Consider the following 12,844-nt stretch of genomic DNA (forward strand, 5'->3'; position numbering starts at 1 on the left):
TGCAAACGGGCCGCCACAGTTTTCATTGTGGGTTTCGATTCATTTTGAAAATTTATGGACTGAAAACTAAAGACTTGTTGGGATTGTGCCGATAGCAAGATCGAAGTTGTCGATTTATTTCGCCTGGATAGGCAACGTGTGCCTAGTTGCCGGTGGGCAAGCCTTGCCTACTTGCGGCGTTGCCGGCGTAGCAGGAACAGGTCGTCCCGGCCTTTTTGCTCCGCGAGAGACTCGCGCTTCTGGTATTCCTCAAACCGGCTGGACCGCACCTGGCCAACGGTCTCGCGTTGCTGTCGTGCGCTTCGGTAACGATCAATCTGCTGACGGAGTTTCTCTTGTGCTTCGGTCAATTGCTGCAGGATCGCTTCGCGCTGACGTTCTGCCTGAAATCTCTGTTCGAGAAGTTCCTGGAGGTCGGCAGCCTTGGATCCACGCATCACTAACTCTTCATACCCCGCGCGAATCCGGCTGATGTGCTCGTCCTGCTTCGATAAGTGCTGTTGGAGAGAGAACAGCTGTCGATAGCACTGTTCGAGGGCGAGTTGTTCCTTATGCTCGAGGCTTTCGCGGATACGCAGTACAGCCGCCAATGAAAATCGGAACGGCATACCTTAAGAGGGCAACGCCATGAACTTCTCCATGGTCTCCGACAAGGGAGCATGTTCACTTACGCTTTGGATGAGGAAAGAATTGATCTGCGGAAGCGCTGCGATGGCCTGGTCAAGTAGGGGATCGCTGCCGGCACTGTAAGCGCCGATGCGGATCAGATCTTCCGACCGCGCATAGGCCGCCAGCAGAGTCCGCAGCCCGCGCACTTTCTCAATGTGTTCGGGACGGCAAACCTTCGGCATCAAGCGGCTCAAGCTGTCGAGCACGGAAATGGAAGGAAATTGCCCGCGAGAACTCAGGTTGCGATCAAGAACAATATGTCCGTCGAGCAGCGAGCGAACGGTATCGACCAGCGGATCTTGCTGATCGTCTCCTTCCATCAGCACGGTATAAAACGCGGTGATGCTTCCGGTTGCGAAGTTCCCGGTGCGCTCGACCAGCCGGGACAACATCGAAAGCACCGACGGCGTATAGCCTTTCGTAGTCGGCGGCTCGCCAGCGGCCAATCCGATTTCACGCTGGGCCATAGCAAAGCGCGTCAGCGAGTCGACGACCAACAGGACATTCTTGCCCTTACGACAGAAATATTCAGCAACTGTGGTGGCGGCTAAGGCTGCGCGCACCCGCAAGAGCGGTGACTGATCAGAGGTCGAGACGATGACAACGGAGCGGCGGCGACCCTCTTCTCCGAGAGCATCTTCCAGGAATTCGCGTACTTCGCGGCCTCGCTCTCCCACCAGGGCCAGAACGGTCATATCGGCGCCGGTGCCGCGAGCCATCATGCCGAGCAAGGTGCTCTTGCCGACGCCACTGCCTCCGAAGATACCGATACGCTGGCCGCGCCCGCAGGTCAGGAACGCATCGATGGCGCGAACACCGCAGCCGATTGGCTCTTGAATTGGAGTGCGATCAAGGGGCAAGGGCGCCGAACCGTCGAGCGGCAAGCGGGAAGCTGCGCGATAGTCGGCGCCGGAGTCGAGTGGTGCGCCGGTAGCGTCGATGACGCGGCCGAGCAATTCAGGACCAACACGCAGTGCCGGTGTAGCGCCCCACGCAGTAATACGATCTCCCAGGCGAATTCCGGCCGGTCGTTCGAGCGGCATTGCCAGAACGGTCGAGTCACGAAAGCCAACGATCTCCCCCGGCATACGCTGGTCATTCGAAGTAACGATTTCACATGTCTCCCCGACGGAACAAAACGGGCCCGCCGATTCCACCAGATTGCCGACCACTTGCGTTACGTGGCCCGTCCACCGCATGCCAGAGCAGGCTTTGACCCAGTTCAGATATGGCGACAGGGAGGGACGATTCATTTCGGCTGCGGCCTTTGCGCAAGCAGGTCAAAGAGTCCGTTCTCAATTTCTTTCAGTTGCGTTTCGACACCGAGTTCCGTCGAGCCAAGATCCGTCTCCAGCGTGCAGCTTTGCGGCTGGACGGTGGCGTCCTCAACAATCTCGGGCATGGTGGCCTGATCCGTATTTTGCGCGAAATATTGTCGCCACCCGGAAGTTTCTTCGGGCCGTACTCGAATAACGGTCCTCGTATTTCTGTGCAGTTTGTCGAGAGCGACGCGCGCCAGGGCAGCCACGAGCAACGGGTCCACCTGCGACTCGCGATGGAGAATCTTGGTGGCGATCGCGAGAGAGAGTTTGACGACTTCAACTTCGATTCGCGAATAGTAGTCTGCAACCGTGACCTCGAATTGCTTCACAGCCGCCGTAATTCGAGCGCGCTCCTGAATCATGGACTGAGCGTACTCCGCTTTCACGTTCTGCTCACCCTGGCGAACACCTTCGTCATGCACTTGCAGAAGGCGTGTCGCTAGTTGCTCATGCGGATCCTGTGAGACGCTGTTCGCGTTGGCAAGCGGCGGAGGGCCGTACGTCGATTCGCCCGTAAACGGCCGGATGTCCTGATATTCGAACGCCTTCATTGCTTCCCTTCTACGCTGGGCCATAATCAAACCACGTACTCATCCTCGCCATCGGGGCGCAATACAAGTTTCCCTTCGGACTCGAGTTGCCGCGCCACGGCGATCGCTTCTTCCTGAGCTTTCGCAATCTCTTTTCCGCGCACCGGTCCGAGAGCTTCGATATCCTCTCGCAACATCTGGGCGGCTCGCGAGGACATACCCTTCATGATGTAATTGCGAACTTCTTCGCTAGCGCCTTTAAGCGCGAGGGCGAGAGTTTTCTTTTCTATTGCAGTCAGCCATTCACGCAACGATACTTCGGGAACGGAGATCAAGTCTTCGAAGGTGAACATCAGGTTCCGGATACCGATCGCGACGGTCGGATGCTCCCTGTCCAGCGCTTCCAGTAGCGGCGCCGCATGATTCGCGTTCATTCTATTCAGGACATCGGCCGCGCTCTTGAGTCCGGAATAGTTCTGCCGGGGACGATCACCCCGGCTGGGAAGTTTGGACTGCAAGACTTCTGACACCGCTTGCGCTGACTCGGGAGAGAACTGCTTCAGCTGCGCGAGACGTGAGAGAACGTCGGACGCCGCTTCTTGCGGCAACTTACCGAGAATTGCAGAAGCTTGTGTGGAATCAAGTTGGGCTAGAATCAGCGCGATCGCCTGCGGATGTTCCTCTTGGAGAACCGTAGACAGAAGGTGGGGATCGGTCGAACGCAGCCCATCCAGCGAAGCGGACTGTTGACGCGTCAAAGAAGGGATGCGATCCAGAAATCGTTTGCAGTCTTCTTCGTTGAAAGTCCGGCGCAGGATCTGGCGAACATACTCGGCTCCGCCGGTAACGGACGGAATCTTCTCAGCCGCTTCGGCAATTTCGAGGAGCACACCGTGCGCCACCTCAGCTTCGACTCTGTCGAGTCCAGCAAGTTCGCCGCTCAGCGCCTCTACTTCACGCTCGCTGAGATGCCGTAGGACAAGACTCGCCGCTTCTTCCCCCAGGGCCGCGAGAAAAATAGCAGCCTTGCGCGGACCGGTCATGGGACCCTGTGCCTGTGCGGCCATTATTGCCCCCCTCCACGCAACAGGTTTTGTACCATCTGTCCGGCGACTGCAGGATCGGCTTTCACCTTGTCGACCATTTTCTGTTTCAAGGCCAGCGCCTGCTGACTCGGGCTCAGCAGGCTGGCCTCACTCTGCGACCGGCTGAGTTCCGATTTCAAAGGCATGCGCGACTGAATATCTTTGAACGCCAGCAACGCCTGCTTCTTTACTGGCCTCAACAAGAGGAGATACGCCAGCGCAAACAGCAGGAGTACGACGCCATAGCGAATCGCGGTCGACCAGTCGGTGAGCGTCACCCGCACGCGTTCCACGGCCCCCGGCTTGGTGGGTTGATCGACAGTAAATTTCTGGAAGGACAGATTCTGCACCGTGACATTGTCACCGCGAGCTGAATCGAGACCAATCACGGCACTGGCAAGTTGTTCGATCTGCTTCAATTCTTCGGGAGTGCGTTTGCGGTGTGTGGTGGTGTTTTTCCCGTTTGCTGCGGCGACTTCGGCAACGTCATCGACCACAACAGCGGCGGTGATCCTGCGAATGCGACCGCCGGGCTGCAGGATGTGCTTGGTCACCTTGCTCACGGCATAAGAACTGGATTCCGTGTGCGAAGTTTGAAAATTCTCGGGCGAGGCAGCCTGCGTTTTTGCATTCGCACTGGCGCCCGGAACATTACTGGAGGTTCCTGGGACACCGCCGTTGCCGGCGCCACCCACCTGTTCGTCGGCACGCTGCGTCGAGACGGCGACAACCTGCTTGGGATCGAATGTCTCCTGATTCTCTTCGGAACTGCTGGTATCGTATTCGACGTTCACGTTGGCTCGGACAGCTTCGGGTCCTACGACGGGCGCGAGAGTGTCCAGGATTCGCGTGCTCAGTTCTGTCTCCAGGCCACCGGCTGCGGAGGTGGGGTCGTGTTCCGCAAAACGAGTGGGACGGTCGTCGTTTGCATCGATAACAGTCACGTTTTCGGGCGAAAGCTTGTCGACCGCTCCGGACGCAAGTCGCGCGATGGAGAGTTGCATGTCGGGAGTGATGCGTCCATACCGCAAATTCAGAATCACAGAGGCTTTCGCGGCACGCTCACGATCCACAAACAGGGAATCAGTGGGCATCACCAGGTGGACGCGAACGCTTTCCACGTTCTTCAGTTTTTGGATCGTTCGTTCCAACTCGCCCTCCAGCGCGCGCTGGTAGTTCACTTTGTCGTCAAACTCCGTGCCGCCCCAGTTCATCTTGTCGAATAGTTCGAAGCCGAGGCGTCCAGAATGCGGCATGCCTTCGGAAGCCAGCTCCAGGCGGGCCGAATCGAGCTTGTCGGCGAGCACAGAAATTGATTTTCCGTCGGGAGTAATTTCGTAGACGATCTGCTTCCCAAGTAGACGCTGGGCGAGTGCCTGCGCATCGGCAGGTTCCATGTTGGTGTAGAGAGGCTTGAAGTCCGGCTTCGACAGGGTGTGCACAAAAAACAGGATGGTGGCAATTGTGACCGCGGCGCCCCCCGCAAGCGAAAGCTTCTGTTTAGTGGTGAGTACGCTCACCATGCCGCGCAACTGGTCAATCATGTCGGTCCCGGACGCCATAATTAGGTCGCAGCCTTATCCTTAGAATTGCAGGCGCGAGATCTCCTGATAAGCATTCACGATTTTGTTGCGCACTTGCATCATCAATTGAAATGAAATGTCGGCCTTTTCAACGGCGATCATCACGTTGTGCAGATCTTGTCCACCGTTTTGCATCATGTCGGCAGCGTTGGATTGCGCGTCAGTGTGAAGCTGTTCGACCTGCTCAATGGCGTTCGCGAGGCTCGACGAAAACCCACTCGACTTGCTTGGACCAACCCCCGTAGAGGCCGGCATGGGCGCAATCGGTAACGAACTTGGCAGATGCGAAATCGTGTTGCTCATAGATGATCTCCTGTGTTCTAGGCGCGCAGGATGTCAATGGCCTGCTGGAACATCTGTTTCGAAGCATTCACCGCCGAAGCATTCAACTGGTACGCCCGGACGGCTCCCATCAGGTCCACCATTTCCTGTATGGGATTGATTGCCGGATACGCAACGTACCCTTGCGGGTTGGCGTCGGGATGGCCCGGTTCATAGCGCATCAAAGGGGACGCAGGGTCAGCGACCACTTTCGCGACGCGAACGGCTGCGGTCGGTGCTCCAAGCAAATGGCTGATTCTCTGGAATGCCAAACGAAAAGGCGAAGCGCCAGTGCTGGAGAAAACCACTTCTTTCCTGCGATACGGTCCGCCGTCGGTTGTTCGAGTGGTGTTGGCATTGGCCAGGTTTGCGGCTACGACTTCGGCTCGCTGCCGTTCCGCTGACATCGCGGAGCCGCTGATCTGTAACATCGAAAACATGTCGCTCATAAAGTTACTTCCCCTCATTGATGGCAGTTAACAGCCGGTGGAACTCGGACCGGATTAACTGGACTGCGGTCCGGTATTGCATTTGCGTTTCAGCCAAGGCCATACCTTCGCGGTCAAGATTCACATTGTTTCCATCCGGCCTCTCAATCAGGCCGCGCACTTCTCTTGCTGTGGACTGCAAGCTTGATTGCGTTCCGTTAGCGACTCGCTGTAATTCCGAGCGAAAATCGACGTCGCGGGTGCGATAACCCGGCGTGTCGATGTTCGCCATGTTGGTGACGACAGTGGTGTGGCGTTGGGACGTCAGCGAGAGATAGCGTTCCAGGAAATCGATGGCGTTCATCACGCAAACCTCCGGGGCGGCAAACCGTATTCGCGAATTTTGTTGCGGATCGTGCGCAGGCTGACTCCAAGCATTTCAGCGGCGTGGGTTCGATTGCCGTGGGTGGCTTCCAAAGTGGATTGGAGAAGCTGTCTTTCCAACTCACGCATCGCCGTACCGGGACGCATCGGATTCCGTTCCACCCGTAACTCCGACACATTCGTGACGAATTCAGCGCTGAAGTGCTCGATTCCAATCTCCTCGGAGCGCGTGAGTGTAAGAACCCGCCGGATGAAGTTGCCGAGCTCTCGGACATTGCCTGGCCACGATTGCCGCTGCAGTTGCAGAACGAATTCCGGAAGCAACCGGCGCACCGGTTGTTGCGTATGAGCAGCCACTACTTCCGCAAAATGCTGCGCCAGTTGAGGAATGTCCTCGCGACGCTGCCGCAAAGGCGGTAGCGTTAGCGGAATCACGTTCAACCGGTAATACAGATCGAGCCGGAAGCGCCCTTCTTCTACCAGGCGAAGCAGCGGCGCGTTGGTGGTGGCGATGACGCGCACGTTAACCCGTCGCGGTTTGGTATCGCCCAGGCGTTCACATTCTCTTTCCTGAAGAACTCGTAGAAGCTTGGGTTGAAGCACGAGTGGCATCTCGCCAATTTCATCGAGCAGCAGCGTGCCGCCATCTGCCAGGTCGAATTTGCCTGGCTTGGTAACGGTGGCGCCGGTGAAGGCTCCACGTACATGACCGAACAACTCGGACTCAAGCAGATGCTCAGGGAGGGCGGCGCAGTTGACGGCGACGAATGGTCCCTGACGACGGCTGCTTTGGTCGTGGATATAGCGCGCCAACAGTTCTTTGCCCGTTCCACTCTCCGCTTCCACGAGTACGTCTGCGTTGGCGGCAGCGGCATTGGCGGCGCGCTGCAGTGCATGCAAAAGCGCGGGAGAATTCCCAATGATGCGATTGGAAGGAGTGTTTGAAACTTGAACAGGACGTTTCGCGTTGGTCATCACTCGTTCGACTGCGCTCTGCAGCAGGTCGAACGAAACCGGTTTGGTGAGGTAATCGCAGGCGCCACCTTGAATGGCTTGTACGGCTTCGGAGACGGTTCCGTACGCTGTGAGCAAGATGACTGCGGTATTGGCTGATGCGGTGCGGGCAGCTCTCATTACCTGGAGCCCGTTACCGTCAGGCATGCGGACGTCGGTGACGACGAGCGGAAAAATGTTCGCCTGCACTTTCTGAAGAGCCTCCGTCACTCCGCAGGCAGTTTCGACCGTCCATCCGGTACGCTCAAAATTGGCGGCGAGCGCCATCCGCATGGCAGGTTCATCGTCGACGAGCAGTACCGTCTTGTTCGCGAACTCAGTCATGAAGAGGAAACTCCAGTCGAAATGTACTTCCGGCGCCCAGTTCACTTGCTACGGAGATGGCACCGCGGTGCAACTCGACAATCTTCTTGCAAACGGCGAGTCCAAGCCCTGGATTCTGTCCTGTCGCACTGAAGCCAGCGTCGAAAAGGTGAGGGATGTCTTGGGGATTAATTCCCTCGCCCGTATCTAGAACTTCCACGATCACGCGCTCGCTTGCGGCCGTCTCTTCTTTCGCAACTCTAACTTTCACTGTTCCACGCTTCGGCGTATGGCGAAAAGCATTCAGCGTGAGGTTGAATAGGACTTGCTGGAGTTCTCCCGGATTGCCGGGGATTTTCTGGTCGCCTAACTCGTCCTCAAAGATCAACTTGATCTCCGCCTGTTTGGCGAGCGGCTGCACGAACTGCACGGCTTCCCGAATCACCTGCGAGAACTGGACGGGTAGGAGGGACGAGGTCCCCAGAGAGTGATAGCGCAAAACGTTATTGACGGTTGCCGACAAGGAGCGAACGCCAGCGCGCAGGCCGTCAACCCAGGTGCGATGCTCCGACTTCAATTCGTCGCATCCGTAGAGTAAGCCGACAAGCAGTTCCATGCTGGCGAGCGGATTTCGAATTTCGTGGGCAAGCACGGCTGACATCTTCGCTAGAGCGATCAGGTGCGCCGTTTCTTCGCGGTCATTCTGTAACGCCTTTTGGGCGGTGATATCACGGCTGATCAGCACGACCCGGCCGGAAATTGCCGCCTTCTTACCATCCGTATTCACGGGGTATGGTGAATTCATGGTGGTCGAACGTACGGCTAGCCAGATTGTTCCTGTGGGGGCCGCGATGGGCACTTCTCTCTCTTCGCCATCGGGAATCGCTTGCGAGGTAATTTGCGACAACACGCTCTCGTCGTCTGGATTGCCGGTTTGCTCTTGATTTCCCCTTGTGATTGCGCGGCAGGCGCGCAGTTGGCGCCGGGCTTCGACATTCAGGAAGACAATTTCACCGGCTGCGCCCAGAACCGCCACACCGCACGGCAGCGCATCGAGGATGCAACGCAATGCCATCCGCATGCTTTGATTCTCATTCAGCGTTTCGGCGATTGCGGCGTTTCGTGTTTCCAATTCACGGCGCAGGCGGAGGCTTTCCTTTTGCAGTTCGCGATAGGAATACTCGAGCTGTCCAGCGACGGCGGAAAATGTTGAGAAGGCATCCGCCAAAGTTGGTTCGATGTCTCGTGCAGTCAAAAAGTTCATTGGACTCAAATGAGAACTAGGCAACATCTGCCTACTCAGAGTGCATTGGGAGTTCCAAACTGTGCGATTGCGGAAATCCCTTGTTTCTGCGTGATGCCGCGTGAAAAGTTAGAGAATTATGTGTTCGGGGCGGATTGACCATTCCTGGCTGGCGAGAATGCACGCGCGTTCGATCACATTGCGAAGTTCTCGAACGTTGCCCGGCCAGTTGTGCTCCTGCAATCGAAACATGGCTTCTTGACTGAGAGCCAATTCGCGGCGTGCATACATCCTGAGGAATGTTTGGGCGAGTGGTACGAGATCGGCGCGACGGTCGCGCAGCGGCGGAAGACAGATTGGAAATACGGACAGACGATAAAACAAATCTTCGCGGAACAGTTTTTCCTGCACCAGGCGGTTCAATTGGGCATTCGTGGCAGCCACCACTCTCACGTCCACGCGTAACGTGTCGGTGCTGCCGAGCCTTTGCACTTCTCCTTGTTCCAGGAAACGCAAGAGCTTTGATTGCAGGCCCAGTGGCAGATCTCCAATTTCGTCGAGGAAGAGTGTCCCTCCCTGGGCCGCATGGATGCGCCCGATCCTCGACTGTACGGCTCCCGTAAAAGCGCCTTTGACATAGCCGAACAGTTCCGCTTCCAGCAGTGCCTCCGGGATGGCAGCGCAGTTGATGATCACAAATGGCTTGAGCCTGCGAAGGCTAAGCTCGTGCAATGCGCGCGCGACCAGATCCTTTCCGGTTCCAGTCTCACCGGTCAGCAAAACGGTCGTGTCACGTTGGGCAACCAACTGAATCATGGAATAGAGTTGGCGCATGGGCGGCGTATCGCCAACCATGTCCGGCAGTGCGTTGGGTCGAGCGATCTCACGAGAAGCCGAGACCTCTGCGGGAACCGGTTTGAGGGGAGACGGGCGTTCCAGGTCTCGAGTGAGTTGCACCAGAGTCGACTCGGACGGCGGGTCATGAAAAATCGGTTCGCCACTCTGCGGATGCAACGATACCACTTCGGCCTGCGGACACTGGGATCGAAGGAGTTCCGTGAATTCCTCGGCGTGCAAGTCCGGCAAAGCATGGTCGAGAAGCACGATGGAAGCTTGTCCCGCTTCCGCTTTCTGAAGTCCCTCGGCGCCACTGACTGCTTCGTCGAGACGCCAGCGTCCTGACTGAAGCTGAGAGGTGAGGTACTTCCTCAGAGATGCGTTGGGACTTACGATGAGTAATCCAGTTGGTATCTGTGCCCCAGCATAAGGCCGCTGGGCCAATCTTGCGTTGATCACCTTTCCCCCTCCACAGTTCTATTTCCGCTGCTGCGAATCGCAGCGGATACTTCGAGTCTTTGCGGGAATGCAGGGACAGCAAACTCTCAGTCTCCGGAAAGAGCAAGGGCTTCAGGCTCGGTCCTATGTGGGGGAGGTGCCAGCACGGGGTTGCGGTCCTGGGCAACGACGTACCCGATTCCCCGGACCGTATGGATGAGCTTTTCGGTGGCTCCACCATCGACCTTGTCTCGAACGTACTTGACGTAGACATCGACCAGGTTGGTCGCACCGTCGTAGGGAGTTCCCCACGCGCTTTCCATGATCATGCTGCGAGTGACGGGCTTGCCGGCGTTGGCCATCAGGCACTCAAGAACGGCAAACTCTTTACTCGATAGGGGAATGCGCTTGCCGCATCGTTCCACACGCTGCTGATCGCGATCCATGAACATATCGCTCACACAGATGGTACGGCCGGGATTGCCACGGACTCGGCGGAGCAGCGCTCGCACGCGTGCGCCCAATTCAAAGAGCGAGAATGGTTTACTCAGGAAATCATCCGCCCCGCTGTCGAGCACCTGGACACGATCTTCGATTCCTGAGAGCCCAGTGAGGACCAGCACGGGCAGATGCGGGCGCAAGGGGCGAAGCTTCCGCAACAGGGACAAACCGTCCAACAGAGGGAGATTCAAATCCAGTATCAACAGATCGTATTGGTCAACTTGAGCGGCTTGCCATGCAGACAAGCCGTCATGGACGAGATCGATGAGAAGATTCTCGCGAGCGAGTCCTTTCTGGAGGCAGTGAGCCAATGCGATGTCGTCTTCGGCTACCAGGATTCTCTCTCGGGGGCGGCTGGATGTCTTATCTGAAACTGATGTCTGCTCTGAAACTTCTGACTCCACGTTCATTGAATGGCCTCGTCTTTCCGTTCGCAGCCTTCTTCCGTTCGCGTCCTAGCCGCATTTGGCGAAAACTTCCGGCGTGCTGCTTGAAATACATCTTGTTAACCCTTTTCTCTAAGGCAATTAGAAAGCCCTAATGTGCCAGATCACTTATCTCTAACTAAACTCAGCGTTTCTAGTCCGCACAAGTGACGGACATCACATCTGCGGATTGGACAATTTCCAGAAATGTGTACGGAATCCGAACAGTTCGTAAAAACGTAATAAAAATAGATCGGTGTTTTGAAAACGAATCGATGAATACGGGGTGCTGCGGAATGCAACACTCTGAGCGGGGAATTAAGCGGAGATATCTCTTTTTGAAAATCCGGGATGGCTTCTGCGAGCCAGCATTTCATAGAGCGTGGCTCGACTGATCCCAAGAATTTCTGCGGCTCGAACTTTGTTGCCTTGTACACGGCTGAGAACAAGATCAAGGTGTCGATGTTGAAGTTCTTCGAAGGAAAGCAATCCATCGTCGCCGGATTGCGGCTTGGCTGCTTCGGCGCGCAGCGGTTCGGGGAGGTCGACATCAAGAATCATGTCGCCTTCGGCCATCATGCAGGCATTTCCAATGACGCTTTCCAGTTCGCGGATGTTGCCCGGCCACGAGTATCGTGCCAACAGGATCTGGGCACGTCGAGAGATGCCTTTGAATTCTTTTCCGTAGCGGGCCGAAAAACGCTGCAGGAAGTGCCTTTGCAGCAGAGGCAAGTCCTCTTTTCGGTCCGCAAGCAAGGGCAACTCGATTTCAATCATGGAGAGCCGGTAGAAGAGATCCTTGCGGAACTTACCCTCGGCCACCATGGCTCTCAGATTACGATTGGTGGCAGCAATGACGTGCACATCAACGACACGCGTAACAGGAGAACCGACGCGTTGTAGCTCCTGGCTCTGGAGAACGCGCAGCAATTTTGCTTGCGCCGGCAACGGCAACTCGCCGATTTCATCAAGGAATACCGTCCCCTGATTCGCGTATTCAAACACCCCGACCTTATCCTGCGTCGCCCCAGTAAAAGAGCCTTTCACATGACCAAACAGTTCACTTTCCAGCAGGCTCTCCACGAGAGCGGAGCAGTTGCAGACCGTCATTCTGGCCTTCGCACGATGGCTCAAGTTGTGCAAGGCCTGCGCGATGAGCTCCTTGCCAGTCCCCGTCGGACCGGTGACGAGCAAGGTCTGGAAATAGGGAGCAACCCGGCGCAGCTTCGAGAAGACCTGCAACATAGAGGGGCTTCGAGCTACGATTCCTTGAAACTGGTAGGCCTCAACCAAGTCGTTATCCAGCTGATAGGTACGGCGTCGAGTATCCGCCTGATCGATGAAACCCGCGATGAGTTGACGAACTTCAATCGCCATCACGGGCTTGCTCAGTACATTGCTGGCACCCCGTGCGACTACTTCTTCCGCCCACGAACCGGTTGCAGCATCGGTCATGAGCACCATCTCCACAGCCAAATCACCGCCAAATAATTCATGGACTGATCCGGTGTCAGGATCATCGAGAGTTGAGTCGAGCAGGACAATTTGAGGAAGGAAACGTTGGTAGAGTTCGCGCGCTTCGTTTCGATCGGTCGCCCGAAGGACTGCAATCGGCAAGCCAGAAAGACTGCGGCTCACTTCTTCCGAGACGCGAATATCTCGATCAACCACGAGTACCCAATACACCCTAGGTTCGGACATAGACGAAGCAGCCCAAGCGCTACCAATTTCGACTTGCTTGCTCCGTGCCCACACGAAAGC

Annotated in this window: 13 protein-coding genes; all 13 read right to left on the reverse strand. The window is 56.5% G+C overall.

Translation table 11 applies throughout. From position 1 onward, the window contains the following. Positions 1–167 precede the first annotated feature (167 nt). The gene (locus tag HY010_10885; GenBank protein MBI3476230.1) at positions 168–608 is read right to left on the reverse strand and encodes a hypothetical protein; all 441 of its coding nucleotides are present in this window, start codon (positions 606–608) and stop codon (positions 168–170) included. Positions 609–611: 3 nt separating this feature from the next. Then, entirely contained in the window at positions 612–1,922 is a 1,311-nt protein-coding gene (locus tag HY010_10890; GenBank protein ID MBI3476231.1) for a FliI/YscN family ATPase, read from the reverse strand. Beyond that, positions 1,919–2,542 (reverse strand): flagellar assembly protein FliH/Type III secretion system HrpE, encoded by a 624-nt coding sequence (locus HY010_10895; GenBank protein ID MBI3476232.1) that lies wholly within the window; start codon positions 2,540–2,542, stop codon positions 1,919–1,921. Before HY010_10895 ends, HY010_10890 begins: the two co-directional genes overlap by 4 nt. 26 nt (positions 2,543–2,568) lie before the next feature. After that, entirely contained in the window at positions 2,569–3,588 is a 1,020-nt protein-coding gene (fliG, locus tag HY010_10900; protein ID MBI3476233.1) for a flagellar motor switch protein FliG, read from the reverse strand. Continuing rightward, entirely contained in the window at positions 3,588–5,168 is a 1,581-nt protein-coding gene (gene fliF / locus HY010_10905) for a flagellar M-ring protein FliF (GenBank protein ID MBI3476234.1), read from the reverse strand. The genes fliG and fliF overlap by 1 nt, the downstream gene beginning before the upstream one ends. A 21-nt stretch (positions 5,169–5,189) precedes the next feature. After that, positions 5,190–5,492: a flagellar hook-basal body complex protein FliE gene (gene fliE / locus HY010_10910; protein ID MBI3476235.1), complete on the reverse strand. Its 303-nt coding sequence runs from the start codon at positions 5,490–5,492 to the stop codon at positions 5,190–5,192. Positions 5,493–5,509: 17 nt separating this feature from the next. After that, entirely contained in the window at positions 5,510–5,959 is a 450-nt protein-coding gene (gene flgC, locus HY010_10915; protein MBI3476236.1) for a flagellar basal body rod protein FlgC, read from the reverse strand. A gap of 4 nt (positions 5,960–5,963) precedes the next feature. Then, positions 5,964–6,302: a flagellar biosynthesis protein FlgB gene (locus tag HY010_10920; protein ID MBI3476237.1), complete on the reverse strand. Its 339-nt coding sequence runs from the start codon at positions 6,300–6,302 to the stop codon at positions 5,964–5,966. Further along, complete coding sequence (locus tag HY010_10925) at positions 6,302–7,660, reverse strand: sigma-54-dependent Fis family transcriptional regulator (protein ID MBI3476238.1); 1,359 nt, start codon at positions 7,658–7,660, stop codon at positions 6,302–6,304. The genes HY010_10920 and HY010_10925 overlap by 1 nt, the downstream gene beginning before the upstream one ends. After that, positions 7,653–8,903 (reverse strand): hypothetical protein, encoded by a 1,251-nt coding sequence (locus HY010_10930; protein ID MBI3476239.1) that lies wholly within the window; start codon positions 8,901–8,903, stop codon positions 7,653–7,655. Before HY010_10930 ends, HY010_10925 begins: the two co-directional genes overlap by 8 nt. Positions 8,904–9,011: 108 nt before the next feature. After that, on the reverse strand, positions 9,012–10,163 hold the full coding sequence (locus HY010_10935) for a sigma-54-dependent Fis family transcriptional regulator (protein MBI3476240.1): 1,152 nt from the start codon (positions 10,161–10,163) through the stop codon (positions 9,012–9,014). A 101-nt stretch (positions 10,164–10,264) separates the two neighbouring features. Beyond that, complete coding sequence (locus HY010_10940; GenBank protein ID MBI3476241.1) at positions 10,265–11,068, reverse strand: response regulator transcription factor; 804 nt, start codon at positions 11,066–11,068, stop codon at positions 10,265–10,267. A gap of 333 nt (positions 11,069–11,401) precedes the next feature. After that, a complete protein-coding gene (locus HY010_10945; protein ID MBI3476242.1) occupies positions 11,402–12,784 on the reverse strand; it encodes a sigma-54-dependent Fis family transcriptional regulator in 1,383 nt (460 codons plus the stop codon). Positions 12,785–12,844: the final 60 nt, after the last annotated feature.

It is taken from the genome of Acidobacteriota bacterium (genome assembly GCA_016196065.1).
In the GTDB taxonomy this organism is placed as follows: domain Bacteria; phylum Acidobacteriota; class Terriglobia; order Terriglobales; family Acidobacteriaceae; genus Acidiflorens.

Coding starts and splice junctions, on each gene's coding strand:
- HY010_10920 (MBI3476237.1), bottom strand. CDS start 6,302: ATGAACGCCATCGATTTCCTGGAACGCTATCTCTCGCTGACGTCCCAA.
- HY010_10940 (MBI3476241.1), bottom strand. CDS start 11,068: ATGAACGTGGAGTCAGAAGTTTCAGAGCAGACATCAGTTTCAGATAAG.
- HY010_10945 (MBI3476242.1), bottom strand. CDS start 12,784: ATGTCCGAACCTAGGGTGTATTGGGTACTCGTGGTTGATCGAGATATT.
- HY010_10930 (MBI3476239.1), bottom strand. CDS start 8,903: ATGAACTTTTTGACTGCACGAGACATCGAACCAACTTTGGCGGATGCC.
- fliG (MBI3476233.1), bottom strand. CDS start 3,588: ATGGCCGCACAGGCACAGGGTCCCATGACCGGTCCGCGCAAGGCTGCT.
- fliF (MBI3476234.1), bottom strand. CDS start 5,168: ATGGCGTCCGGGACCGACATGATTGACCAGTTGCGCGGCATGGTGAGC.
- HY010_10890 (MBI3476231.1), bottom strand. CDS start 1,922: ATGAATCGTCCCTCCCTGTCGCCATATCTGAACTGGGTCAAAGCCTGC.
- HY010_10885 (MBI3476230.1), bottom strand. CDS start 608: ATGCCGTTCCGATTTTCATTGGCGGCTGTACTGCGTATCCGCGAAAGC.
- fliE (MBI3476235.1), bottom strand. CDS start 5,492: ATGAGCAACACGATTTCGCATCTGCCAAGTTCGTTACCGATTGCGCCC.
- flgC (MBI3476236.1), bottom strand. CDS start 5,959: ATGAGCGACATGTTTTCGATGTTACAGATCAGCGGCTCCGCGATGTCA.
- HY010_10925 (MBI3476238.1), bottom strand. CDS start 7,660: ATGACTGAGTTCGCGAACAAGACGGTACTGCTCGTCGACGATGAACCT.
- HY010_10895 (MBI3476232.1), bottom strand. CDS start 2,542: ATGAAGGCGTTCGAATATCAGGACATCCGGCCGTTTACGGGCGAATCG.